Source organism: Clostridium sp. CS1-1, from assembly GCF_056135525.1.
On record NZ_CM148680.1, the window covers coordinates 4,977,497 to 5,002,224 of the forward strand.

The 24,728-nt window shown below is 29.6% G+C and carries 26 protein-coding genes; 10 read left to right on the forward strand and 16 right to left on the reverse strand.

Annotated elements, in window-relative coordinates; translation table 11 throughout:
* Nucleotides 1-69: 69 nt before the first annotated feature.
* The 3 genes from AC0N0V_RS23650 to AC0N0V_RS23660 form a co-directional block, all read right to left on the reverse strand.
* Nucleotides 70-267 carry a DUF951 domain-containing protein gene (locus AC0N0V_RS23650; RefSeq protein WP_474461380.1) on the reverse strand — a complete coding sequence of 66 codons (198 nt, stop codon included), beginning with the start codon at nucleotides 265-267 and terminating at the stop codon, nucleotides 70-72.
* Nucleotides 268-272: 5 nt separating this feature from the next.
* The gene (locus AC0N0V_RS23655) at nucleotides 273-1,145 is read right to left on the reverse strand and encodes a mechanosensitive ion channel family protein (RefSeq protein ID WP_474461381.1); all 873 of its coding nucleotides are present in this window, start codon (nucleotides 1,143-1,145) and stop codon (nucleotides 273-275) included.
* 116 nt (nucleotides 1,146-1,261) lie between these two features.
* On the reverse strand, nucleotides 1,262-1,513 hold the full coding sequence (locus AC0N0V_RS23660; RefSeq protein WP_474461382.1) for a putative Se/S carrier protein: 252 nt from the start codon (nucleotides 1,511-1,513) through the stop codon (nucleotides 1,262-1,264).
* Between the two features lie 319 nt (nucleotides 1,514-1,832).
* Here AC0N0V_RS23660 and AC0N0V_RS23665 point away from each other — a divergent pair, with 319 nt between their 5' ends.
* From AC0N0V_RS23665 to yyaC, 3 genes are all read left to right on the forward strand, one after another.
* Nucleotides 1,833-2,987: an aminotransferase class V-fold PLP-dependent enzyme gene (locus tag AC0N0V_RS23665; RefSeq protein ID WP_474461384.1), complete on the forward strand. Its 1,155-nt coding sequence runs from the start codon at nucleotides 1,833-1,835 to the stop codon at nucleotides 2,985-2,987.
* 9 nt (nucleotides 2,988-2,996) lie between these two features.
* Nucleotides 2,997-4,052 (forward strand): sporulation integral membrane protein YtvI, encoded by a 1,056-nt coding sequence (gene ytvI / locus AC0N0V_RS23670; RefSeq protein WP_474461385.1) that lies wholly within the window; start codon nucleotides 2,997-2,999, stop codon nucleotides 4,050-4,052.
* Between the two features lie 135 nt (nucleotides 4,053-4,187).
* The gene (yyaC, locus tag AC0N0V_RS23675; RefSeq protein ID WP_474461386.1) at nucleotides 4,188-4,790 is read left to right on the forward strand and encodes a spore protease YyaC; all 603 of its coding nucleotides are present in this window, start codon (nucleotides 4,188-4,190) and stop codon (nucleotides 4,788-4,790) included.
* Between the two features lie 29 nt (nucleotides 4,791-4,819).
* On the opposite strand, the gene AC0N0V_RS23680 is transcribed toward yyaC, so the two are convergent.
* The 13 genes from AC0N0V_RS23680 to rpmH form a co-directional block, all read right to left on the reverse strand.
* Nucleotides 4,820-5,074 (reverse strand): YkuS family protein, encoded by a 255-nt coding sequence (locus AC0N0V_RS23680; protein WP_474461387.1) that lies wholly within the window; start codon nucleotides 5,072-5,074, stop codon nucleotides 4,820-4,822.
* Between the two features lie 68 nt (nucleotides 5,075-5,142).
* The gene (locus tag AC0N0V_RS23685) at nucleotides 5,143-5,643 is read right to left on the reverse strand and encodes a DUF4446 family protein (RefSeq protein ID WP_474461388.1); all 501 of its coding nucleotides are present in this window, start codon (nucleotides 5,641-5,643) and stop codon (nucleotides 5,143-5,145) included.
* Nucleotides 5,644-5,959: 316 nt separating this feature from the next.
* On the reverse strand, nucleotides 5,960-6,826 hold the full coding sequence (locus AC0N0V_RS23690; RefSeq protein ID WP_474461390.1) for a ParB/RepB/Spo0J family partition protein: 867 nt from the start codon (nucleotides 6,824-6,826) through the stop codon (nucleotides 5,960-5,962).
* 8 nt (nucleotides 6,827-6,834) lie between these two features.
* Entirely contained in the window at nucleotides 6,835-7,602 is a 768-nt protein-coding gene (locus tag AC0N0V_RS23695; RefSeq protein WP_474461391.1) for a ParA family protein, read from the reverse strand.
* A gap of 284 nt (nucleotides 7,603-7,886) precedes the next feature.
* Complete coding sequence (noc, locus tag AC0N0V_RS23700) at nucleotides 7,887-8,663, reverse strand: nucleoid occlusion protein (RefSeq protein WP_474461392.1); 777 nt, start codon at nucleotides 8,661-8,663, stop codon at nucleotides 7,887-7,889.
* Between the two features lie 105 nt (nucleotides 8,664-8,768).
* On the reverse strand, nucleotides 8,769-9,488 hold the full coding sequence (gene rsmG, locus AC0N0V_RS23705; RefSeq protein ID WP_474461393.1) for a 16S rRNA (guanine(527)-N(7))-methyltransferase RsmG: 720 nt from the start codon (nucleotides 9,486-9,488) through the stop codon (nucleotides 8,769-8,771).
* Between the two features lie 25 nt (nucleotides 9,489-9,513).
* Nucleotides 9,514-11,400 (reverse strand): tRNA uridine-5-carboxymethylaminomethyl(34) synthesis enzyme MnmG, encoded by a 1,887-nt coding sequence (gene mnmG, locus AC0N0V_RS23710; RefSeq protein WP_474461394.1) that lies wholly within the window; start codon nucleotides 11,398-11,400, stop codon nucleotides 9,514-9,516.
* 9 nt (nucleotides 11,401-11,409) lie between these two features.
* Entirely contained in the window at nucleotides 11,410-12,789 is a 1,380-nt protein-coding gene (gene mnmE / locus AC0N0V_RS23715; RefSeq protein WP_474461395.1) for a tRNA uridine-5-carboxymethylaminomethyl(34) synthesis GTPase MnmE, read from the reverse strand.
* Between the two features lie 62 nt (nucleotides 12,790-12,851).
* Nucleotides 12,852-13,478, reverse strand: a complete 627-nt coding sequence (gene jag / locus AC0N0V_RS23720; RefSeq protein ID WP_474461397.1) for an RNA-binding cell elongation regulator Jag/EloR — start codon at nucleotides 13,476-13,478, stop codon at nucleotides 12,852-12,854.
* Nucleotides 13,479-13,489: 11 nt separating this feature from the next.
* On the reverse strand, nucleotides 13,490-14,149 hold the full coding sequence (locus AC0N0V_RS23725; RefSeq protein ID WP_474461398.1) for a membrane protein insertase YidC: 660 nt from the start codon (nucleotides 14,147-14,149) through the stop codon (nucleotides 13,490-13,492).
* Between the two features lie 20 nt (nucleotides 14,150-14,169).
* A complete protein-coding gene (yidD, locus tag AC0N0V_RS23730) occupies nucleotides 14,170-14,379 on the reverse strand; it encodes a membrane protein insertion efficiency factor YidD (protein WP_474461400.1) in 210 nt (69 codons plus the stop codon).
* On the reverse strand, nucleotides 14,380-14,712 hold the full coding sequence (gene rnpA, locus AC0N0V_RS23735; protein ID WP_474461401.1) for a ribonuclease P protein component: 333 nt from the start codon (nucleotides 14,710-14,712) through the stop codon (nucleotides 14,380-14,382). It abuts the gene before it with no gap.
* 55 nt (nucleotides 14,713-14,767) lie between these two features.
* Entirely contained in the window at nucleotides 14,768-14,902 is a 135-nt protein-coding gene (gene rpmH / locus AC0N0V_RS23740; RefSeq protein ID WP_474461402.1) for a 50S ribosomal protein L34, read from the reverse strand.
* A gap of 596 nt (nucleotides 14,903-15,498) precedes the next feature.
* Here rpmH and dnaA point away from each other — a divergent pair.
* From dnaA to gyrA, 7 genes are all read left to right on the forward strand, one after another.
* A complete protein-coding gene (dnaA, locus tag AC0N0V_RS23745) occupies nucleotides 15,499-16,848 on the forward strand; it encodes a chromosomal replication initiator protein DnaA (protein ID WP_474461403.1) in 1,350 nt (449 codons plus the stop codon).
* A 260-nt stretch (nucleotides 16,849-17,108) separates the two neighbouring features.
* Nucleotides 17,109-18,212, forward strand: a complete 1,104-nt coding sequence (gene dnaN / locus AC0N0V_RS23750) for a DNA polymerase III subunit beta (protein ID WP_474461404.1) — start codon at nucleotides 17,109-17,111, stop codon at nucleotides 18,210-18,212.
* 23 nt (nucleotides 18,213-18,235) lie between these two features.
* On the forward strand, nucleotides 18,236-18,442 hold the full coding sequence (gene yaaA, locus AC0N0V_RS23755) for a S4 domain-containing protein YaaA (protein ID WP_474461405.1): 207 nt from the start codon (nucleotides 18,236-18,238) through the stop codon (nucleotides 18,440-18,442).
* A 102-nt stretch (nucleotides 18,443-18,544) separates the two neighbouring features.
* Nucleotides 18,545-19,645, forward strand: a complete 1,101-nt coding sequence (gene recF, locus AC0N0V_RS23760) for a DNA replication/repair protein RecF (RefSeq protein ID WP_474461406.1) — start codon at nucleotides 18,545-18,547, stop codon at nucleotides 19,643-19,645.
* A 14-nt stretch (nucleotides 19,646-19,659) separates the two neighbouring features.
* The gene (gene remB / locus AC0N0V_RS23765) at nucleotides 19,660-19,923 is read left to right on the forward strand and encodes an extracellular matrix regulator RemB (protein WP_474461407.1); all 264 of its coding nucleotides are present in this window, start codon (nucleotides 19,660-19,662) and stop codon (nucleotides 19,921-19,923) included.
* A 15-nt stretch (nucleotides 19,924-19,938) separates the two neighbouring features.
* Nucleotides 19,939-21,852, forward strand: a complete 1,914-nt coding sequence (gyrB, locus tag AC0N0V_RS23770; RefSeq protein WP_474461408.1) for a DNA topoisomerase (ATP-hydrolyzing) subunit B — start codon at nucleotides 19,939-19,941, stop codon at nucleotides 21,850-21,852.
* Nucleotides 21,853-21,868: 16 nt separating this feature from the next.
* Nucleotides 21,869-24,328, forward strand: coding sequence for a DNA gyrase subunit A (gene gyrA / locus AC0N0V_RS23775; RefSeq protein ID WP_474461409.1), 2,460 nt, complete (start codon nucleotides 21,869-21,871; stop codon nucleotides 24,326-24,328).
* Nucleotides 24,329-24,728 lie beyond the last annotated feature (400 nt).

The window sequence follows — 24,728 nt, forward strand, 5'->3', positions numbered from 1 at the left end:
CCGTGTTTTTCACAGCAGGGATTACAATTCTCTATTTTATCACTAAACTAACTAGAAATCAACACATTTTTATTCTGAAGTATTTTGCTTCACTATTTTTTTTGCATCTTTCTGGAACTTATTTCTTGGTATCATAACAATTCTTGAACAAATACAGCATTTTATCTTTATATCCGCACCAACTCTTATTATCTCCCATTCCCTACTTCCACATGGATGTTCTTTTTTCATTTCAACAATATCCCCAAGATTGAAAGTTTGAATCATGCTTATCACTCCTTTACTAATCTTACTTTAGGATAAGGTATATTTATATTTTCATTTTTCAAAGTTTCTCTAATTTCTTTTCTAAGTTTCATTTCTGTATCCCACTGTGTCATGGGTTTTGTTTTTCCCGCAACCCTTATAGTAACTCCGCCTTCTTTAAAGGCATGCACTCCTAATACCTTTGGTCCTTCTGTAACATTATCATTTTCTTCTCTAAATTTCACACAAAGCCTTGATATTACATCTATAGCTTTGTCGACGTCTTCATCATAAGCAATATCTGCATCAATGGTTATTCTAATATTACCTCTAGAGTGATTTGTAACTTTTGTTATAAGACCATTTGGTATTATATGTAAATCGCCGTTAAAATCCCTTAGTTTAGTAACTCTAAGTTCTATACTCTCTACTATTCCACCTTTGTCCTCGATATGGATATAATCTTCTACAGCAAACTGATCTTCAAACAATATGAAAAAACCATTAATTATATCTTTGACAAGACTTTGTGATCCAAGGCCAATTGCCACTCCACCTATTCCTGCAAAAGTTAATCCAATTCTTCCAAAACTAGTTTCAATTATAGTTAAAACTCCAATAAAATAAACTGAATATTTTACTATACTCTTTAAAATAGCACCTATTGTTCTTGCCTTCTTCTCATCCAAAGAGAATCTAAAATCTTTTTGCTTTAAAATATATCTCTCTATTATCTTATTTCCTATCTTAATAGCCAGATACATGGATATTAAAATTATTATTATTTTAACTACAGTTGAAGCTAAGCTGTATACATTTTCCTTTTGTATTATATAGTTACCGATTTGAATACTGTCACTACTCATATTAAAACTAAACAAAGAAGCTAAATTGTCCATTATATTCCCCCTCGCAATCCTCTTTGAAAATAAATAAAAAATTTTATAGATGCTATTATATACTTCGAGCGTATGAGAATGTCTAATGCCCACTTTATCTTCCTATGATACAATTTTTAAAACTCGACTATTTTATACTCATTACTATCCTTAAAATAAATATTTTTCACATTGATTTTATTTTCTTTTATCAATTGCTTTACTACTTCTATGTAATCATTACTGGTTTTTATACTTATACCACAACTTTTTGTAATTGCTGTTGGTGTAGGCATAATTTCAATCTTTACCTTCTTCTCCTTTAGAGCGCTTTCCCCATTAATAGCTCCTAGCGTGTTTTGAAAAGTTAAAATATAGTATCTATCCATAATCCTAATTTAGCTCAATAAATTGAACTACGCCTCCCTTCTAAAATTTTCCTTTTACTCATGTACAATTGTCATTGTTTGGTTTATAATATCTTATATATAATTTATAACTACAAATTTCAAGAAAAAACTATATAAAACATTATATTTAAACTTTATTTAACTATTTGTAATTGGTTATATTATAACAGAAAACTATTAAATGTGGATAACTACATTAGTAGTTTATAAAAATTTTACATACATGTATTATGTAAACTTAATTAATATGTCTTTAACTATATAATTTAAATATATTACATACTAAGGAGGATTAATCATGAAAGTTTATTTAGATAACTCAGCTACTACATATCCAAAACCAGAGGAAGTATATAACTCTGTTTATAACTATATGAAAAACATAGGAGCAAACCCTGGTAGAGGAGGCTATGTAAATGCATTGGAAGGTGATAGAATTATTTTTAATTGCAGACAATCCTTAATGCAGCTTTTTAATTTTAATAGTATTGAAAATATAGTCTTTACATCAAATATAACTCAATCATTGAATATTATATTAAAAGGTATAGTTAAGGACGGTTGGCACATAATAACCTCCTCTATGGAACACAATTCAGTTATAAGACCACTTTTTTCTCTTAAAGAAACTAAAAATATAGAGCTTGACATATTGAAATGTTCAACAGAAGGCCTAATAGATATAGAGGATTTTAAGAGTAAAATAAAACCAAACACAAAATTAGTAGTCTTAAATCATGCTTCAAATGTAATAGGTACTATACAACCTCTTGAAGAAATTGGTAGGATATGTAAAGAAAAAGATATATACTTTGTAATTGATTCTGCTCAAAGTGCCGGTGCTATACCTGTAGACTTTAATAAACTTAATTGTAATGCTTTAGCCTTTACTGGCCATAAAGGTCTTTTAGGCCCTCAAGGTATAGGTGGTTTTTTAATAGACGATACTCTAAATAAAGAAGCTTCATCTTTTATTGAAGGAGGAACTGGTAGTATATCTCAAAGTACTATTCAGCCAGACTTTCTTCCTGATAAATTTGAAAGTGGAACTTTAAATGCTCCCGGTATTGCTGGCTTACTTTCTGGAGTTAAATACATAATTAACGAGGACATCTCAGCTATTAAGGAAAAAGAAACAGAACTTTGTCAAAGACTTATTGATGGGCTTTTAAATATTAACTCTATCGAAGTTTACGGATTAAAAGATGCATCACTAAGAACTGCTACAGTTTCTATAAACTCAAGTAGAATTAATAACTCAGAACTTGGATTTATTCTGGATAAGGATTTTGGAATTATGGCACGTACAGGCTTGCATTGTTCTCCTTTAGCACATGAAACTATTGGTACTTTTCCTATTGGAACACTAAGATTTAGTATAGGGCCATTTAATGATAAAAAAGATGTAGACTATGCCCTACATGCAGTTGACTCAATCTTAAAGAGGATGTGATTATAATTAATGCATTACATTATGGATAAGATTGACAAACTACTCTTATTTTTTATTATATACACAGCTGTATTTTTTGTATTTTTTAGTACATTAAATTATACATTGCCATTTGTATTGGCATTAATATGTGCCCTTTTATTAAAAAAACCTACTAAAATCCTTTGTGAAAAATTTAAGCTGAAGCCATCTATTGCTTCTCTTATAACAACTTTTATACTGTTTACAGTTATAGTGCTTATTTTAGCTTTTGGAATAACAACTTTAAGTGAAGAAGCTATTCATCTTGGAAAAAGCACTCAAATATACTTCTCCAGGAATTCAGATAATATATATAATTATTTTGATAATCTAAAGAAGTATTATACTAACCTAGATCCTTATATAGTAAATGCTGTAGAGAAGAACTTCTCAACTTCTATTACGCGATTATCAAATATTACAGTACAATTAACAGGAAAAATAGTGTCAACATTGATAGGAATATTAACAGCTATTCCATATATATTGATGGTTATATTATTCACCTTACTAACAACTTATTTCTTTACAAAAGATATGACTTCTTCTAAAAATAAAATTTTAAATATGATTCCAAGTAATGAGACTGATAAATTATCTTTTATTTACTCAGAAACTAAAAGAATGCTTGGAAACTACCTATTATCGTATCTACTTATAATAGGAATTACATTTATAGAAACAATAATAGTTTTTTCTATTTTTAAAGTAAAATATGCATTTATACTAAGTGTAATATGTGCCATTGCAGATATCTTACCTATACTTGGAATAGGCGCTGTATATATTCCACTTGCGATCATTTACTTTTTCTTAATTAAAAGTTACGTTACCGCATTTGGAATTATAATATCCTATATACTTGTATCAGTTATTAGACAGATTATTGAACCTAAAATAGTGTCATCTTCACTAGGTATTCATCCTGTAGCTGCATTAGCTGCACTTTTTATAGGCCTTAAAGCAAATGGTCTTTCTGGAATATTCTTTTGTATGTTTCTGGTAGTATTTTATAATATTCTAAAAAGAGTAGATATATTATAAAAAAAGCACATTATTTTCATGTAGTGATTATGAAAATAATGTGCTTTTTACTTTTTATTTTTCTATATAAATAAGAAAAATAACGTATAAATAACCTATTTGTGGTTAAAATTCATAATATAGGAGGTTGTTTATATGCTAAATAAATTAATAGTAGACCCTTCATTAAAAGATTCGATTTTCAAATTAAGAGATACATTAAGTAATGAGATAAGTCCTATAATAAAATCAGGTAGACCTCTAATAGTATTATGTATAGGTACAGATAGATCTACCGGAGATAGCTTAGGACCATTAGTTGGCGATAAGCTGAAATTTCTAATTCGAGATAAAGTTTATTTATATGGTAATCTCGAAAATCCTGTTCACGCAAAAAATCTTTCCGAAATTATAAATGAAATTTATACTAAATTTAAAAATCCATTTGTTATCGCAATTGATGCTTGTCTTGGTAGCCTTCAGAATGTGGGAAAAGTAATTGTCGAAGGAAAGCCACTATGTCCAGGTTCTGCTATGAATAAAGATTTACCTAAAATAGGTGATTTAAGTATAACTGGTATTGTAAATATATCTGGTGCAATGGAATTTATGGTTCTTCAAAATACGCGACTTTTTACGGTAATGCAACTAGCTGAAGTGATTTCTAGAGGATTATATCATTCTATTATAAAAACTATTGGAGGCAAAAGATCGAATAATATTCTTCAAGATAAATTAATAGAAAACATTGAGGCCTAATAATACTTTTATATAAGGGAAGGTGTACTTTATAATAAATTACTGTAAATCCTGTTATTAAGTATGTATTCAATTTCATCAACTGTTTTACTTCCTGAGTCAATGATTAAGGTACCTTCTCGTCTTATATTATTACTCATATTTAAACTTGTTAACCCTCCATTTTTTAGGTTACATATTATAGCATCACATAAGATGTTGCTATTTTCATTTATTACACTATAACCTCTTTCTTCTAATTGTTCTTTCACAGAGTGTAAATCATTTGAAACATATACCTTCATAAGAAAACCTCCTTTATGGAATAATATTCCCACAAAGAAGGTTTTTTATTCATTATATATCTTGAATTTTAATTTCTCTCTACACAATCCTGTAATACTTGTCTTTCTTCTTGAGACAAATCATATCTTGATATTCCTCTATCTATTGGTTTAGCATAAGTAGTACTTTCGTTTCTGCCGTATATTCCAGTAATCACAACTCCATCATTATTTTCATCTAATAATGCTATAGAAAAGCTCAAGTCACTTCCTACATCTTCAAAAGCTCTATATCTTACTATTGAAACTTTTTGAACACAAGACTTAAGTCTTTTACTTAAATTATCATATAGTCCTTTTATAATTTCTACTTCCTCATTAGACTTATCTATTTTATCTAAATATCCAGTTATCAATTCTTCTAAATTCTTATTATCTACACCTCTCATAAATTTTCTATACTTATTTTCTAACCTATTTATTGACTTTAATGCAACTAGAAGAATAATAAATAATACTATTATAATACATACAAGTCCTAATATAATGTAGCCTTGAAAATTTGTAATTATACTTATGATATTCTGCATATCTTTTCTCCTTCTGTGAATGTTTCACGTGAAACATAATATTTGCTATTTTAGGTCATGTTAGATCTTGTGGCTTTTCAATGATCTATCGATATAAACCTTCAGTATAAATTAATTTAGTTATAAATATTTTGCTATATTGAATTAAAGATTATAATCTTATCATATTTTTAAATTAATAAATAAAACTATTCATTTCATTTTTAATGAATATTACAAAATTAGTTCACTTTGACTTAATAAAGTTATGCAAATTACTTATATAGATACAATCAATAATCAGGTGGCATTGAATTGTCACCTGATGTAATTTATTTTATATATGTAATATATCCAATATTCTTTGAAGATCTTCTTGAGAATAATATTCTATTTGGATCTTTCCCTTACTTTTCTTATCAGCTAATATTACCTTTGTATCAAATAAACTTTCTAATTTTTCCTTTATATCTGTATAATACGGATTATGTTCTTTAACTTTGTCTTCATCATTTTTCATTTTTTTATCTTGATTAATATTTTTAATTAACTTTTCAATATCTCTTACACTTAATCTTTCATCAATAATATTTTGAGCTAATTCATACTGCAAGTCCTTATCTTCTAAGGATAAAAGTGCTCTCCCATGTCCCTCTGTTATTACGCCATCAATTAAATATTCCTGTACTCTATTATCAAGGTTAAGTAGCCTTAAACAATTTGTAATAGCTGTTCTTGATTTTCCAATTCTAATACTTAACCTTTCTTGTGTTAAATTAAAATCATCTAATAGCTTTTTAAAAGCTACTGCTTCTTCAATAGGATTCAAGTCTTGTCTTTGGATATTCTCTATTAAAGATATTTCTAGTACTTCCTTATCTGATAAATTCATTATAATTGCTGGTATTTCTTTTATTCCCGCGATTTTAGCAGCTCTCCATCTTCTTTCGCCAGCTATTATAGTATATATCTTATCTTCCTTTTTTAATATTATAGGTTGTATTACTCCATGTTCCTTTATAGACTCAGAAAGCTGTATTATTTTATCTTCATCAAAGGCTTTTCTTGGCTGTTCTTTATTAGCCTTAATTAAATTAATGTCTATATAGGTTGTTCCAATATTATTTTCTACAACCTTTTCTTCCAATGTCTCCTCAGGTATTAAAGCTCCAAGCCCTTTTCCTAACCCATGTCTTTTATTCAATATAACCTTCACTCCTTTTGTCTTGCTAAAAATTCTTGAGTTAGACCTTCATAAGCTTCTGCACCTTTACACTTGTCATCATAAAGTACTATAGGTAATCCAAAACTTGGTGCTTCAGCTAATCTTATATTTCTTGGAATTGTTGCATTATAAACGCTATCCTTAAAGTACTTTTTAACTTCCGAAACAACTTCATTTGATAACTTTGTTCTTCCGTCATACATACTCATAATTACACCTTCAATTTGAAGGTCCTTATTAAGTGATTTTTTTACTAGCTGTATAGTATTGATAAGCTGCCCCACTCCTTCTAATGCATAAAATTCACATTGAATTGGAATAAGTACACTATTTGAAGATGTTAGTGCGTTTATTGTAAGTAAACCTAATGATGGAGGACAATCTATAAATACAAAATCAAATTTCGTTTCCATATTTTTAATTTTATTTTTCAATATGTTTTCTCTATTTGATTTGTTTATTAATTCAACTTCTGCTCCTGCTAATTCCATCGTTGATGGTACTATGTAAAAATTATCAACTAACTCACACTTCTTCATTACATTATCTATACTTTCATCTGAAGTTAAAATATCATATATTGATTCATTTATATTTTTCTTATCAAAACCAAGTCCACTAGTAGTATTTCCTTGTGGATCAATATCTATATTTAAAACCTTATATCCTTGCATAGCTAAATATGAGCTTAGGTTAATACTAGTAGTAGTCTTTCCAACTCCTCCTTTTTGATTGAATATTGATATTATCTTCATAAAATTCACCACCCTTCATAAATTAAACCTTCAATTTTAATTATATATTCTTATATAAAATAATAAAAGTCCCTTAATAGAAATTTATTATAAAGATTAACCTATATTCTAACTTATGCTTAGTACCATTAATACTTATTTAAATTAATTAATTTACCATTTAATATAATAAAGAAAAAGGCCCTTAAGTCTATGCTTAAGAACCAAAGAAATAAAATAAATAGATAAAAATTAATAAGACATTAAAAGTAATTATGGGATAAAAATGTTTCACGTGAAACATTTTACTTTTTTGGTATAGTTATTGTTATTTCAATTTTATCTTCAAGGTCTTTCGATTTATACTCAGCTGCGAGTCCGTATTTATCAAAAACCTGTTTAACAGTATTTACATACACTCTAGGAGAAAAAATCCCTTTAATCTTTTTCTTAATAGATTTATCTTTATTATTTGTAATTTTACTTAACTCTTTTTCTACAAGTTCTTCAGTATTTTTTACATTTAGAAATCTCTTAGTTACAACTTTCAATACCTTTCTTTGCAAATCAATTGTTGGAAGTTTAAGTAAAGCCCTAGCATGTCTTTCTGTTAAATTATGATCCAGTATTATATTTCTAATTTCCATGTCTAATTTTAGTAATCTAATTTTATTTGCAATTGTTGATTGTTTTTTCCCTATGAGTTCTGCTAACTTTTCTTGTGTATATGAATGGTCTTTTATTAAATTATAATAAGCCTCTGCCTCTTCTAGAAAACTTAGATTTTCTCTCTGTAGGTTTTCAAGTAGTGCAATAGCTGCAGATTCTCTGTCTGTAATATCAATTACTATAACAGGCACTTCTTGTAAACCTGCTAGTTCCGCTGCTCTAAGTCTTCTTTCACCTGCAACCAGTTCATATTTATCTTCTCCAAGTTTTCTAACAGACAAGGGTTGAATTATACCATATGTAATTATTGATTGTGCTAATTCTTCTAAACTTTCCTTATCAAAGTGTTTTCTTGGTTGATATACATTAGGCACAATTAAATTTATAGATACATAATCAACATTCTTTTGCATATTTACCCATCCCTCTTAAGCTTTCCTATTATTAAAATTTCTCCGTAATCTTATAAAATCCTTCTATTTTTTATAATTTTCGTATGACAAATTACTACATTTCTATTATCTTAAAGGTTTTCTATTAGCTGTGCCAGCTTTTCTCGGATAAATCTTTGGTGTACTTTTTATCTTTTTCACCACTACTAAATTATGATTTAAGTTACTATCTTCAATTTCTATCTTTATAACCTCTTCTACTTTTCCTCCAAGAGTTGAAATTGCATTCTTGCCTTCCTTGAGTTCTTCTTCCACAGAAGGTCCCTTCATTGCTATAAAATATCCTCCAACTTTTACATATGGAATACATAATTCGCTCAAGACAGAAAGATTCGCTACAGCTCTCGATACGGACAAATCAAATCCTTCTCTATATTCAGCTTTTACTGAAAAATCCTCAGCCCTACCATGAATAGTAGTAATATCTTTTAAATCAAGTTTATTTATAACCTCATTTAGTACATTGATTCTTTTATTCAGTGAGTCTAAAAGCACTACATTAATATCAGGTTTCACAAGTTTAATTGGAATTCCTGGAAATCCTGCACCTGTTCCTATATCAATAATACTTTTTGCTTCATTCAAAGGAGAAAATTTAAAAATTTTAATACAATCTATAAAATGCTTTTTTATTATTTGTTCATCTTCCGTAATAGCTGTAAGATTAATTTTTTCATTCCAATACTTAATCATCTCTTTATACTGCATAAACTTGTTATATGTTTCCTCATTAAAATCTAGTTCTACATCTGAACATGCAGTTCTCATAATATCAAAATAGTCCATACCTTTTCTCCATTCCAATAAATTCTTATTTACTACTTTTTACTCTATATTCGCGTTCAAGATAAATTAGAAGCACAGATATATCAGCAGGTGAAACACCTGAAATTCTTGATGCCTGACCTATACTAATAGGTCTTATTTTAGTAAGCTTTTGAACAGCTTCAATTCTTAATCCCCTAACATCATCATATTTGATATCCTTAGGTATCATCTTGCTTTCAAATTTTTTAAACTGTTCAATTTGTTCTAACTGCTTATTTATATATCCTTCATATTTTGATATAATATTCACTTGTTCTTTTACATCAAAATTAAGTTCGGGCCTATCTTTATCTAAATCTTTTAAAATGAAATAATCCAGTTCTGGTCTTTTAATAAGTTCATATAAGTTAATAGGCTTTTTAAGTTCTGATGTATTCAGTGAAGTTAAAAAATCTATTATCTCCTTTTTAGGTGTAATCTGAACACTCTTAATTCTTTCGACCTCTTGTTCTATCTCACTCTTTCTTTTCAAGAACTTTTCATATCTTTCTTTAGTAACAAGACCAACCTTATATCCCATTTCTGTCAATCTTAAATCTGCATTATCCTGTCTTAAAAGTAACCTATATTCTGAACGAGATGTCATCATTCTATAAGGTTCTTCTGTTCCTTTAGTTACTAAATCATCAATTAGAACTCCTATATATGCATCCGACCTACTTAGTATAAGTGGATCTCTATCCTGTACCTTCAAAGCAGCATTTATTCCAGCAATTATACCTTGAGCTGCAGCTTCTTCATATCCAGATGTTCCATTTAATTGCCCAGCTCCAAAAAGTCCTTCTATATTTTTAAACTCTAAAGAAGGTTTAAGTTGCAGTGGATTTATGCTATCGTACTCTATAGCATAAGCGGTTCTTACAATTTCAACATTCTCAAGCCCTATTATTGTTTTATACATAGCAAGCTGAACGTCCTCAGGTAAGGAACTTGAAGCACCACCTATGTAAAGTTCTTCTGTGTTTTCTCCCTCTGGTTCTACAAATATCTGATGTTTTTCCTTATCTGGAAATCTCACGACCTTATCTTCAATTGAAGGACAATATCTCGGTCCAACAGATTTAATAGTTCCGTTATATAAAGGAGACCTGTGTATATTATCCTGTATAACCTTCAATGTTTCATCCGTGGAATAAGTAAGATAACATGATACTTGATCTCTATCAATATTCTCACTCATAAAAGAAAATGGAACTATATTTTCATCACCTTTTTGTTCAATCATCTTTGAAAAATCAACACTTCTTCTATTTACTCTTGCTGGTGTACCAGTCTTAAATCTTCTAAGCTCTATTCCTAAATCTAATAAACTTTGGGATAAGTCATTTGATGGCATAAACCCATTTGGACCACAGTTATAACTCACTTCACCTATAATAACCTTACCTTTTAAATAAGTTCCTGTTGCAAGTATTATTGTCTTAGTTTTGAAATATGCTCCATTCTTTGTTAATACTCCAACAACTTTTCCACCTTCTGTTTTTATGTTTATTACCTCTAGTTGTCTTAAGTGAAGATTAGGTTCCTTTTCAATTATATGCTTCATTCTTCCAGAATATTTGTTCTTATCTGCTTGAGCTCTTAATGAATATACCGCTGGCCCCTTAGATGTATTAAGCATTCTAGATTGAATAAAAGTATTGTCTATATTAATACCCATTTCGCCACCTAGAGCATCTATCTCTCTAACTAAGTGTCCTTTAGCTGTTCCACCTATGCTCGGATTACATGGCATGAACGCTATACTATCTAAATTCATAGTACAAAGTAACGTTTTACATCCAATTCTCGCAGAAGAGAGAGCAGCTTCGCAACCAGCGTGCCCTGCTCCAATTACTATTACATCGTATTCTCCACCGAAGTATTCCATAATTTATACCTACTTTCCTAAACAAAATTCTGAGAATATCTTATCAATAATATCCTCATCTAAGGTTTCACCAGTAATTTCACCCAAGCTGCTCCATGCATTCCTTATATCAATGGATGCAAGATCTATTGCTGAAGTATTCACTAGTGCATCTATAGCCTGCATACAATGCTCTTTTGCTCTTACCAATGCCTCTTTATGCCTTGTATTTGTTATAATTACTTCTTTAGACTTAACTTCACCCTTAAAGAAAAGTTCCTTTATACACTCTTTTAACTTATCTAATCCCTCGCCTGTTTTAGCGGAAGTTTGTATTATATACTGTGAGTTTAAGTCTTTAATTTCATCTCTATCTATTTTACCACCTAAATCAGATTTATTTAATAAAATAATATATTTTTTATCCTTTATATACTCTATAATTTCCTTATCTTCGTCATCTAGTTCTCTACTCAAATCTAACATAAAAATAATTAAGTCTGCCTCATTTATTTTCTCTTTAGATTTTTCTACCCCTATCTTTTCGACCACATCTTTTGTCTCTCTAATTCCAGCTGTATCTATTACTTTTACTGGAATACCTTCAATATTAATATATTCTTCGATAACATCCCTAGTTGTTCCTGGTACATCTGTTACAATTGCTCTCTTTTCCATAAGAAGCGAGTTTAAAAGAGAGGATTTTCCTACATTGGGCTTTCCAACGATAACGGTATTGAGTCCTTCCCTAATTATTTTTCCCTCATCAGCCGTACTTAATATCTTATCAACTACCTCTAAAATATTATTTAATTGCAAGGATACCTTTTCAGCTGTCATTTCCTCTAGATCATCCTCTGGATAATCTACTGTAGCTTCAATATGAGCTATGATTTCTAATAACCTTGATCTTACATTGTTTATTTCCTTAGAAACTCTACCGCCCGACTGTTGTACTGCGGATTTCATTGAAAGTTCTGTTTTTGCTCTTATTATATCAATAACAGCTTCAGCCTGACTTAAGTCAATTCTTCCATTTAAAAAGGCTCGTTTAGTAAATTCACCAGGTTCCGCAAGTCTTGCACCATTTTTAATAAGTTCTTCAAGTATTCTTTTTGTAGCAATAACTCCTCCATGACAATTTACTTCAACAGTGTCTTCTGAAGTAAAACTTCTTGGTGCCTTCATATAGCTAATTAAAACTTCATCTAACATATCTCCAGTTTGTTTCTCTACAATAAAGCCATATCTCATAGTATATGGTTTTATGTCTTCTAATCCCTTTTCACCTTTTCCTTTAAATATACTACTTACTATACCTAAAGATTTATTTCCTGAAACCCTAATAATTGAGATTCCACCCTCACCTAAAACTGTTGCGATTGCTGCAATAGTATCAAATTCTCTCATTTTTTCACTCCCTCTATAAGATTATATATATATTATTTACCAATAAAGCAAAAAGAAAGCCATTAGGCTTTCTTTAAATCCACTACAACTCTTCTAAAAGGCTCATCACCTTCACTATAGGTATTTACATAAAAGTCGCTTTGAAGCGCAGAATGAATTATTCTTCTTTCATAAGGATTCATAGGTTCAAGCTTAACAGACCTTCCTGTCCTTCTCACCTTATCCGCTATCCTTCTTGCTAATCTTTTTAAGGTCTCTTCTCTCTTTACTCTATAGTTTTCAGTATCTAAGATTACTCTTTTATATTCTGTATCATGTCCCTTGTTTATAACAAGGCTTACAAGATATTGAAGTGAATCTAAAGTTTCCCCCCTATATCCTATAAGTATTCCCATATCAGGACCTGTTAAAGATATCTTTATAACATTATCTTCTTCATTTATTCTTATTTCGGCCTTTATATTCATAGAGTCCAAAATATTCCTTATAAATGACTTAGCCTCATAGATATAGTCTCTTTTTACTTTTACTCTTATCTTCGCTGGTCTTGCCCCTATTAAACTTAAAAATCCCTTATTTCCTGCATCTAAAACTTCTACTTCTACCTTTTCTTCTGTAACTTTAAGTTCAACTAAAGCATTTTTCAAAGCTTCTTCAACAGTTCTCCCTGTCATTTCTATAACCTTCATAAAACCACCCCCTAGGCTTTACTAGTAGACTTACTTACACCAAATCTTTTCATAGCTAATGTCTGTACTATTTGAATTAAATTATTTACTACCCAATATAAAACTAATGCTGACTTTAAGCTCCAACTAATAAATATCATAAATATTGCCATACTAATATTCATAGTAGCTGATTGCTTTGCTTGTGCACTATCGCCTGATGGCATCATTAATTTACCCGAAAAATATGTAGTCAATCCAGAAAGAACAGCAAGAACTACATCTCTACTTGCTAAATCCTTAATCCATAAAAATTGAACACCACTTATATTATGTAAATTATTAAAAACATAGTATAGTGCTATAAAAATAGGCCATTGAATAAGCATTGGTAAACATCCACTTAATGGACTCGCACCTTTTTCTTTATATAGCTTCATAATTTCTTGTTGAGCCCTTTGAGGATCACTTTTATATTTATCTTGTATCTTTTTAGTCTCTGGCTGTAACTCACTCATAGCTACCGAAGACTTAGTCTGTTTTATACTTAAAGGAAGTAATACAAGTCTAATTATAAGTGTAACTAGGATTATTGCTAAACCATATGAAATATTTTGGTTTGGAACAGCCGAAGATATACTTTGATGTATAAATTCAAAGAATTGAACAAATGCATTATTTAAATACTGCAAAACATAAACCTCCTGACGATTTATTTAACTGGATCATACCCACCCTTGTTAAAAGGATTGCATCTTAATATTCTATTTATAGACATAAATCCACCTTTTAAAACACCATACTTTTCTAAAGCATCCAAACTATATTGGGAACAAGTTGGATAAAACCTACAACATGGTCTTTTTAAAGGAGATATATATTTTCTATATAAAGTAATAAAAAAAACTAAAAATTCTTTCATTTAAGTGTATAGACCTGCCTTTTTGAAGAGATTTTTAACAGCATCACCTATTTGGTCATAGTCTTTATCATTTGCAGCATTTCTAGCTATAAAAACTAAATCATATCCTGTTTTTAAATTTTTACTATTTAATCTGTAGTTTTCTCTAATTAATCTCTTAACCCTGTTTCTTATCACACTTTTGCCAACTTTTTTACTAACAGATATGCCTAATCTATTAATATTCTTTTTATTCTTATATATATAAAGAACTAATAAGTTATTAGAAAAAGATTTTCCTCTTCTGTATACAGCTCTAAACTCTACATTTTTTCTTATTTTATTTTCCTTCATTATATACTTTGCTCCTTTTTTCTGCAGTTGCAGAAAAAGGCCACAAAAGCGGCCCTTATGCTGTTAATCTTTTTCTACCTTTTTGTCTTCTTCTTTTAAGAACATTTCTTCCTGATGAAGTACTCATTCTTTTTCTGAAACCATGTTCTTTCTTTCTTTGTTTCTTTTTTGGCTGGTAAGTCATAAACATATTACTACACCCCCTTTTAAGTAAGTTATATTTACCTCTCCACATTACTTAAGCTTATGAGGACATTTGCTGTAAACCAAAGATTACTCTATTAAAGTAATTACGCCATTTATAGGCTTCTTAAAGTTTTACTATTAAATTATATATTCACGAAGTTCCAATGTCAACATAAATTCTGCAACAACTAAATATGGATAAAAAACTATGTGTTAATATTTTTTATTACTTTTTTTGTGGATAACTTCTTGAATAGGTTGTCGGCTTTTGATATTATTAATAGTGAGTTGTGAATAACTTTTAAATTTCTAATCTTATCCACAACTGTGCATAACTTTGTGCATAACTTGTTTAATTATTATAAAAAGTAATATTATCATCCATATTTTTGACTGATTTTCAAACATTATTCACTTTTCGAAATGTTAATACTTATTTTTTTTAACTTGTTGATAATCTTTTTAATTCTATATTATCAACAAATTTGTTAACATGTGAATATTTTAATGAACATTTGTCAAAAAAATATAATGGTGTTTATAATTTTGTTTATATAATGTTAATTTTATTTTTTATCATTCAAGACTGGAGGATATAAGATGAATGCCCATCCAAAAGAAATATGGGAAAAGACTCTAAACATAATAAAAGGTGAACTTACGGAAGTAAGTTTCAATACTTGGATTAAAAGTATAGATCCTATATCAATAGAAAATGACACCGTAAAACTAGGCGTTCCTAATGATTTCACTCGAGGAATACTTAGCAGTAGATATAAAGACTTAATAATCAATGCATTAAAGCTTATAACGTCAAAAAAATACAGTGTAGACTTTATAATAATATCCGAAGAGGTTTCTGAGCCTACTGATTCTAAACCAAAAAAGGCTCCTAAATCTAATATTATTGTTAATGATGAAATGTCTACTATGTTAAATCCAAAATATACTTTTAATTCTTTTGTCATAGGTAATAGTAATAGATTTGCCCATGCCGCGTCTTTGGCCGTAGCTGAGGCTCCGGCCAAAGCTTATAACCCGCTATTTATATATGGTGGTGTTGGGCTTGGAAAAACTCACTTAATGCATGCTATTGGACATTACATATTAGAAAATAACGTAAACTCAAAAGTAATGTATGTTTCTTCCGAAAAATTTACCAATGAATTAATTAACTCAATTAAAGATGATAAAAATGAACAATTTAGAAACAAGTACAGAAACATAGATGTGCTATTAATTGATGATGTTCAGTTTATAGGTGGTAAGGAACGAACTCAAGAAGAGTTTTTTCATACTTTTAATGCACTCCATGAAGCTAATAAACAAATAATTCTTTCAAGCGATAGACCTCCAAAGGAAATACCTACGCTTGAAGATAGATTACGTTCTAGATTTGAATGGGGACTTATAGCTGATATTCAAGCCCCTGATTTTGAAACACGAATGGCAATATTAAAAAAGAAGGCAGACGTTGAAAATTTAAATGTACCAAATGAAGTTATGGTTTACATAGCCACAAAAATAAAAGCTAATATAAGAGAACTAGAAGGTGCCTTAATTAGAATTGTAGCATTCTCATCCTTAACTAATAAAGAAATTAGTGAAGATTTAGCTGCAGAAGCCTTAAAGGACATAATTTCAAATAAACAGTCAAAGCAAGTAACTATAGATTTAATACAAGATGTAGTAGCAAATTACTTTAGTCTTAAAGTAGATGATTTAAAATCATCCAGAAGAACAAGAAATGTAGCATTTCCAAGGCAGATCGCTATGTACCTATGTCGAAAGCTAACAGACATGTCTCTTCCAAAGATAGGAGAAGAATTTGGAGGAAGAGATCATACTACGGTAATTCATGCATATGAGAAGATATCTACGAACCTTAAAGTCGATGAAGGACTTCAAAATTCAGTAAATGATTTAACTAAAAGAATAAATCAAAAATAGATTATTAACATATGTTTATATTAATTATATAATATATTGTGGATAAAAAAATAGTCCCTATTATGTTTTTATAACTGTGGATAAAGTCAATTATTTATGATTAACTTATCCACACTTATTTTTTTCTATTTTTAAGTGTTTTCAATGCTTCTAGGGGTTATACACATATTAACACCCCCTACTACTATTACTACTAAGAAATATATATTATCTAATCTATTAATATTAAAAGTATATTGTGAATAAGGAGGCTAAAATAAATGAAATTTACATGTGAAAAGTCTATATTACAAGAAGGAATATCCACAGCCCAAAAAGCTGTTACAGGAAAATCTACAATGCCTATATTAAATGGTATTTTATTAAAGGCTAAGAATACTGAAATAGTTATAACAGGTTCAGATATAGATTTAAGTATTGAAACCAAGGTAAGCGCACAAATATTAGAAGAAGGAAGCATTGTTATAGATGCAAAATTATTTGGTGAGATAATAAGAAGGTTGCCTAATGATATAATTCATATAAATACAATTGACAATAATTCTATAGAAATTCTATGTCAAAAATCTAGATTCACACTTATTCACATGAATCCAGAGGACTTTCCATCATTACCAAACATAAACGAAAATATGATATTTTCAGTTTCTCAGAAGATACTAAAGAATATGATAAAAGGAACTATTTTCGCTACGGCTCAAGATGAAACAAGACCAATTCTTACTGGAATATTATTTGAGATAAATAACAAAAATTTAAATTTGGTAGCACTTGATGGATACAGACTAGCATTGAAATCAGAATATGTAGATACAGAAAATATGATTAGTGCTGTAATTCCCGGAAAAACGTTGAGTGAAGTCTCAAAAATATTAGAGGATGATGATGAGAATGTAAATATAACATTTACTCCTAATCACATTTTATTTAATCTAAAAGAAACAAAAATAATATCAAGACTTTTAGAAGGCGAGTTTATAAAATATAATTCTATAATTCCAGAAGAGTTTAACCTAAAGCTTATAGCAAAAAGAGGCGATCTTTTGCATTGCATTGAAAGAGCATCCTTAATGGCTAAGGATAGTAATACTAATCTTATAAAATTAAGTATGGAAGATGAGAACATTATTATAACATCCAATTCTCAATTGGGAATGGTAAGGGAAGAAATGAATATAATTTTGCAAGGTCAATCACTTCAAATTGCATTTAATTCAAAGTACCTTATTGATGTCTTGAAAATCATGGAAGAAGATGAGATTGTAATGGAATTTTCTAGCAGTGTAAGCCCTTGTGTTATTAAAAATAAAGATATTGACAATTGCACTTACCTAGTGCTTCCTGTAAGATTATTAAATAACTAAGTTTTGGAATGGAGAAATAGGGAATGAAAGAGGTAAAAATAAACACTGATTTTATAAAGCTTGATTCATTTTTGAAATGGGTCGGTGCAGTATCGCTTGGATCAGAAGCAAAAATGGTAATTCAAGAGGGTGAAGTTAAGGTAAATAAAGAAATTGAAACCCGAAGAGGAAGAAAATTAAAAATAGATGATATAATAGAATTTAATGATGAAATTTATAAAATAATATAGTTTACATAATTATATAGAATTGTTTATAATTATAATTTAGCAATAAATTATTGTTAATTGTTAATTAGATATATTGTGATATAATTATATTTAGGTGTTTTTATGTATATTAAATATTTACAGCTTATTAACTTTAGAAATTATGATGAATTAAGCATAGAATTAAGCAAAAATATAAATGTTTTTATAGGAGATAATGCTCAAGGAAAAACTAACATATTGGAGAGTATATATTATTGCAGCATAGGAAAATCACCAAGGACCAATAAGGATAAGGAACTTATAAATTGGAATGGAAGAGAAGCATATATAAAAACATATGTTTCAAAAGAAAGACTAGATAAAAAAATAGAAATAAAAATTTTTAAAGAAGGCAAAAAAGGAATTAATGTAAATTCTATTAAGATTAATAAGATATCGGAGCTTATTGGTATTTTTAATGTTGTTATGTTTTCCCCCGAGGATTTAAAAATAGTAAAGGAATCTCCAGTATATAGAAGGCGCTTTTTAGATATTGAATTATGTAAGTTAAGTAAAAAGTATTATTTTAATTTAGTTCAATATAACAAAGTGTTAAACGAAAGAAATATCATGTTAAAAAAGTGGAATGAGCATAATACTGATATACTACAAGTTTATGATGAGCAACTTTCTAAGTACGGAGCATTTATTATAAGAATGAGAGATAAGTATGTAAGAAATCTAAGTGAAAAGGGAAATATAATACATAGAGAAATAACTACAGGCAATGAGAATATAGAATTTAAATATTTAACATTGATTAAAAATATAGATAATGTAGATGAGGCGGAAAAAGAACTCTTAGAAAATCTAGTAAGAAATAGAAAAAAAGACTTTGATAAAAAAATTACTTCTTTAGGACCTCACAGAGATGATTTTGATATAAAAATAAATGGTATTGACACAAGAAGTTTTGGATCGCAAGGACAGCAAAGAACTTCCGTTTTAACTATTAAATTTGCATCTCTAGAAATAATAAAGGATGTTACTGGAGAGTATCCAGTTCTTTTATTAGACGATGTTTTATCAGAGCTTGATGTAAATAGACAAAGATATATATTAAGTTCTATAAATAACATACAAACATTTATAACTTGCACTGGTATTGGAGATATAAAAAAGTATTTGAGAGATGAAGCGCAGTTATTTGTAGTAGAAAACGGAACTGTAAGTAAGGTTTGAAAGGAGAGTATCTTATGTTTTTACACTTAGGTGAAAATATAGTTGTGCCCATAAAGGATATAATTGGTATATTTGATGCAGAAACATCAATGTATGGTTCTGATACAATTCAATTTTTGAGAATGGCTGAAGAAGATGGATTTGTTCAGAGAATTACTAAGGATAAACCAAAATCCTTTATTATAGCTGAGGTTAACAAAAAAAGTAAGGTTTACTTATCGCCTATATCATCATCCACACTAACTAAGAGATCAGAAACATTATACTATGAGCCTTAAGATTGGAGGATAGATATGTCAGAAGACAAGAATCAAATTTATGATGAAAGTCAAATACAAGTACTTGAAGGATTAGAAGCTGTAAGAAAAAGACCAGGAATGTACATTGGAAGTACAAGTTCAAGAGGACTTCATCATTTAGTTTATGAAATAGTAGATAACAGTATAGACGAAGCTTTAGCAGGATTTTGTAAAAATATATATATTAAAATACATAATGACAATTCTATAACGGTAATAGATGATGGTAGAGGTATGCCAGTTGGTATGCATCCTAAAATGCAAAAACCTACTGTAGAAGTTATAATGACAGTGCTTCATGCTGGAGGTAAGTTTGGTGGAAGTGGATACAAGGTTTCGGGTGGACTTCACGGTGTTGGAGCATCTGTTGTAAATGCGCTATCAGAGATTTGTGAAGTCGAAGTAAAAAGAGAAGGTCATATATGGAAACAAGTATACAACAGAGGAAAAGTAATGACCGGACTTGAAATAGTAGGTAATACTGATGAACAGGGAACAAAAACTTATTTTAGGCCAGATCATCAGATATTCGATGAACTTGAGTACGATTATGATACATTGGCCCAAAGACTAAGAGAGTTAGCTTTTCTAAATAAGGGAATAAGAATAACTTTAAGTGATGAAAGATTTGATAAAACAGAAACTTTTTACTATGAAGGTGGAATAAAGTCTTTTGTTGAGTATTTAAATAGAAATAGAGAAACTGTTCATAAAGAACCAATATACATAGATGGTAAAAAGGATGATTATTCACTAGAAATTGCAATTCAATATAATGATAGTTACATTGAAAATATTTTTTCCTTCGCTAACAACATAGATACAGTTGAAGGTGGAACACACTTAGCTGGATTTAAGTCAGCTTTAACTAGAACACTAAACGATTATGCAAAAAAGTTTGGTATTTTAAAAGAAAGTGATAAAAATTTATCTGGGGAAGATGTAAGAGAAGGATTAACTGCTGTCATATCAGTTAAACTTATAGACCCACAGTTTGAAGGTCAAACTAAAACTAAGCTTGGAAATAGTGAAGTTAGAGGGATAGTTGATACAATTGTTGGAGAACAAGTAAGTATTTTCCTTGAAGAAAATCCTCAAATAGCTAAATCCATAATAGATAAATCGCTAATGGCTGCAAGGGCTAGAGAAGCTGCAAAAAAAGCAAGAGAATTGACAAGACGTAAATCAGTTTTAGAAAGCACTTCACTTCCGGGAAAACTTGCTGATTGCTCATCTAAGGATCCTAAAGAATGTGAAATCTATATAGTAGAGGGTGACTCCGCAGGTGGTTCAGCTAAACAAGGAAGAAATAGAAGATTTCAAGCTATTTTACCTCTTCGTGGTAAAATAATGAATGTAGAAAAGCAGAGATTAGATAAAATTTTAGGTTATGAAGAAATAAGGTCTATGATAACTGCGTTTGGAGCAGGAATTGGTAGCGACTTTAACATAGAAAAAATAAGATATGATAGAATAATTATAATGACAGATGCTGATGTAGATGGTGCACATATAAGAACTTTATTACTTACATTTTTCTACAGATACATGAAAGAATTAGTAGAGCAAGGACATGTATATGTAGCTCAACCACCACTTTATAAGGTGATAAAAAGTAAAAAAGACTACTATGCTTATAGTGATAATGAGTTAGAAAAATTGTTGCAGGATATAGGCGGCAAAGATAACAATACAAACATTCAAAGATACAAAGGTCTTGGAGAGATGGATGCTTCTCAGCTTTGGGATACGACAATGAATCCAGAAGAGAGAACATTACTTCAAGTGACAGTAGATGATGCTATGGCTGCGGATGAAATTTTCACTATACTTATGGGTGATAAGGTAGAACCTCGCAGGGAGTTCATACAAGAAAATGCTAACAAGGTTGTAAACTTAGACATATAACAAAGAGGTGTAATTGATGTTTAATGAAGGAAGAGTATTGCCAATAGAGATAAGCTATGAAATGAAAAAAAGCTATATAGATTACGCTATGAGTGTTATTGTAGGTCGTGCATTGCCAGATGTAAGGGATGGATTAAAACCTGTACATAGAAGAATTCTTTATTCTATGCATGAATTAGGTTTAACTCCAGATAAGGGGCATAGAAAATGTGCAAGAATAGTTGGAGATGTTTTAGGTAAATACCATCCACATGGAGATACAGCGGTTTATGATGCATTAGTTAGATTAGCTCAGGATTTCTCTATTAGGTATACACTGGTTAATGGTCATGGGAACTTTGGGTCTGTTGATGGTGATAGTGCAGCTGCAATGAGATATACAGAAGCAAAAATGAATAAAATAACACTTGAAATGTTAAGAGATATTAATAAAAATACAGTAGATTTTATTCCAAATTTTGATGGTGAGGAAGAGGAGCCTTCTGTAGTACCCTCAAGGTTCCCTAACCTGCTTGTTAATGGTTCAGCGGGAATTGCAGTTGGTATGGCGACTAATATACCACCACATAACTTAACAGAAGTTATAAATGGAATAAGTATTCTTATTGATAATCCGGATTGTTCTATTTTGGAGTTAATGACTGAAATTAAGGGACCAGATTTTCCAACCGCAGGAATAATACTTGGTACTTCAGGGATTAGATCTGCATATGAAACTGGAAGAGGAAAAGTTATTATACGGGCAAAAACTGAGATTGAGGAAGAGAATGGAAGACATAAAATTATCGTAACTGAGCTACCCTATCAAGTTAACAAGGCGAAATTAATAGAAAATATGGCAGAATTAGTTAAAGACAAAAAAATAGAAGGTATATCAGACTTAAGAGATGAATCAGATAGAGATGGCATGAGAATGGTAATAGAGTTAAAAAGGGATGCAAATCCTAATATAGTATTAAATCAACTTTATAAGCATACTAAGATGCAAGATACATTTGGTATTATTATGCTTGCTTTAGTAAATAATGAGCCTCAAGTTTTAAATTTAAAACAGATGCTCGTTTACTATTTAGATTTTCAAAAAGAAATCATTAGAAGAAGAACAATATTTGATCTTGATAAAGCACTTGCTCGTGCTCATATTCTAGATGGATTAAGAATAGCGCTTGATCACATAGATGAAGTTATAAACCTTATAAGGTCATCTAGGAATACTGAAGAAGCAAGAAATGGACTGATGAGTAAGTTTAATCTATCGGAGAAACAGGCTCAGGCTATACTTGATATGAGATTACAAAGACTTACAGGATTAGAAAGAGAAAAAATTGAAGATGAATATAATGAGCTAATGAAAAACATAGCATATTTTAGAGAAATTTTAGAAAAAGAAGAATTAGTATTAAGTATAATAAAAGAAGAATTAATAGAAATTAAGAATAAATATGGTGATGAAAGAAGAACCGAGATACAGAGAAATAACGATGAAATTAACATAGAAGACTTAATTCAAGAACAAGAAGTAGTGATAACCCTTACTCATGCAGGCTATATAAAAAGAATAACTGCAGATACTTACTCTGCTCAAAAAAGAGGAGGAAAGGGAATACAGGCAATGGCTACAAAGGAAGATGACTTTGTAGAACATATGTTTATAACTTCTACACATAATAATATTTTATTCTTTACAAACAGAGGTAGAGTTCATAAGCTAAAAGGTTATGAGATTCCAGAAGCAGGAAGAACTGCAAAAGGAACTAATGTTATAAATTTAATACCAATAGAGGCTGATGAGAAGATACAAGCGGTTATAACCTTTAAAGAAGTTGACGAAAATAACTATTTCATAATGGGAACTAAAGAAGGTTTAATCAAAAAGACTCAGATGAGTCAATATTCATCAATAAGGAAGAATGGACTAAACGCCATAAACTTAAAAGATGGAGACGAACTTATAGGGGTTAGGATGACAACTGGAAAAAGTGAAATAATTATATTCACTAGAAATGGTTATGCAATAAGATTTAATGAAACAGACGTAAGACCTATGGGAAGAACTGCAACTGGAGTAAGAGCTATAAACTTAAGAGAAGGTGATATAGCTGTAGCTATGGATATTGTGGAAGAAGGTCAAGATGTTTTAGTAATAAGTGAAAATGGGTTCGGAAAAAGAACTCATGTTGCAGAATACACTGCTCACAGAAGAGGTGGCAAGGGAATCATAACCTATAAAATAACAGAAAAAACAGGTTCGATTGTTGGTGCTAGAATAGTGAAAGATGGAGACGAAATGATGCTTATAAACAGCAGTAATGTTGCCATAAGACTAAATGTATCTGATATATCGACCACAAGCAGAAATGCTATGGGCGTTACTTTGATGAGAACGGAAGAAGAGCAGAAGGTAGTTGCTATAGCTAAAATAAACTGTGATGATCAAGTAAAAGAAGTAAATGAAGAAGAAGAAGTTCAAGAATAATAGAAAACTCTCTAGTTACTCATATACTAGAGAGTTTTTTTTATAAGTTTTTAAATAAAGATTAGTTTGTATATCTATAATTATCTATATTTCTAGATTGATTATCAAAGTTATAAAAAACTTTGCCACGTGTATCATTATGTGCAAACTGAAGGAAAAACATATAAAAATGAGATAATTATATGTAAATGCCAGTAATCAATGATAGTATTATTATATAATTATTTATATTTGATAAAATATGACTTGTCCTTAAGAAATCTGACATAAACTTGTTTAAATACAAGAAAAAAATGTTGACAAAGATTAATTAGGATGTTAAAATATGAAAGTCTTATGAATTTGTTTCAATGTAAGTATTAATAATAATATATTTACAAAAATAAATTTATATGATAGT

What these genes read in the sequence shown, in the direction of transcription:
- jag (WP_474461397.1), bottom strand. Translation starts at nt 13,478, where the DNA reads ATGAAGGTTATAGAAATGACAGGGAGAACTGTTGAAGAAGCTTTGAAA.
- ytvI (WP_474461385.1), top strand. Translation starts at nt 2,997, where the DNA reads ATGCATTACATTATGGATAAGATTGACAAACTACTCTTATTTTTTATT.
- recF (WP_474461406.1), top strand. Translation starts at nt 18,545, where the DNA reads ATGTATATTAAATATTTACAGCTTATTAACTTTAGAAATTATGATGAA.
- AC0N0V_RS23655 (WP_474461381.1), bottom strand. Translation starts at nt 1,145, where the DNA reads ATGGACAATTTAGCTTCTTTGTTTAGTTTTAATATGAGTAGTGACAGT.
- mnmE (WP_474461395.1), bottom strand. Translation starts at nt 12,789, where the DNA reads ATGAGAGAATTTGATACTATTGCAGCAATCGCAACAGTTTTAGGTGAG.
- AC0N0V_RS23665 (WP_474461384.1), top strand. Translation starts at nt 1,833, where the DNA reads ATGAAAGTTTATTTAGATAACTCAGCTACTACATATCCAAAACCAGAG.
- rpmH (WP_474461402.1), bottom strand. Translation starts at nt 14,902, where the DNA reads ATGTTTATGACTTACCAGCCAAAAAAGAAACAAAGAAAGAAAGAACAT.
- rnpA (WP_474461401.1), bottom strand. Translation starts at nt 14,712, where the DNA reads ATGAAGGAAAATAAAATAAGAAAAAATGTAGAGTTTAGAGCTGTATAC.
- gyrB (WP_474461408.1), top strand. Translation starts at nt 19,939, where the DNA reads ATGTCAGAAGACAAGAATCAAATTTATGATGAAAGTCAAATACAAGTA.
- AC0N0V_RS23680 (WP_474461387.1), bottom strand. Translation starts at nt 5,074, where the DNA reads ATGAAGGTATATGTTTCAAATGATTTACACTCTGTGAAAGAACAATTA.
- yaaA (WP_474461405.1), top strand. Translation starts at nt 18,236, where the DNA reads ATGAAAGAGGTAAAAATAAACACTGATTTTATAAAGCTTGATTCATTT.
- AC0N0V_RS23695 (WP_474461391.1), bottom strand. Translation starts at nt 7,602, where the DNA reads ATGAAGATAATATCAATATTCAATCAAAAAGGAGGAGTTGGAAAGACT.
- rsmG (WP_474461393.1), bottom strand. Translation starts at nt 9,488, where the DNA reads ATGGACTATTTTGATATTATGAGAACTGCATGTTCAGATGTAGAACTA.
- mnmG (WP_474461394.1), bottom strand. Translation starts at nt 11,400, where the DNA reads ATGGAATACTTCGGTGGAGAATACGATGTAATAGTAATTGGAGCAGGG.
- yidD (WP_474461400.1), bottom strand. Translation starts at nt 14,379, where the DNA reads ATGAAAGAATTTTTAGTTTTTTTTATTACTTTATATAGAAAATATATA.
- gyrA (WP_474461409.1), top strand. Translation starts at nt 21,869, where the DNA reads ATGTTTAATGAAGGAAGAGTATTGCCAATAGAGATAAGCTATGAAATG.
- dnaN (WP_474461404.1), top strand. Translation starts at nt 17,109, where the DNA reads ATGAAATTTACATGTGAAAAGTCTATATTACAAGAAGGAATATCCACA.
- remB (WP_474461407.1), top strand. Translation starts at nt 19,660, where the DNA reads ATGTTTTTACACTTAGGTGAAAATATAGTTGTGCCCATAAAGGATATA.
- AC0N0V_RS23685 (WP_474461388.1), bottom strand. Translation starts at nt 5,643, where the DNA reads ATGCAGAATATCATAAGTATAATTACAAATTTTCAAGGCTACATTATA.
- yyaC (WP_474461386.1), top strand. Translation starts at nt 4,188, where the DNA reads ATGCTAAATAAATTAATAGTAGACCCTTCATTAAAAGATTCGATTTTC.
- AC0N0V_RS23660 (WP_474461382.1), bottom strand. Translation starts at nt 1,513, where the DNA reads ATGGATAGATACTATATTTTAACTTTTCAAAACACGCTAGGAGCTATT.
- dnaA (WP_474461403.1), top strand. Translation starts at nt 15,499, where the DNA reads ATGAATGCCCATCCAAAAGAAATATGGGAAAAGACTCTAAACATAATA.
- noc (WP_474461392.1), bottom strand. Translation starts at nt 8,663, where the DNA reads ATGCAAAAGAATGTTGATTATGTATCTATAAATTTAATTGTGCCTAAT.
- AC0N0V_RS23650 (WP_474461380.1), bottom strand. Translation starts at nt 267, where the DNA reads ATGATTCAAACTTTCAATCTTGGGGATATTGTTGAAATGAAAAAAGAA.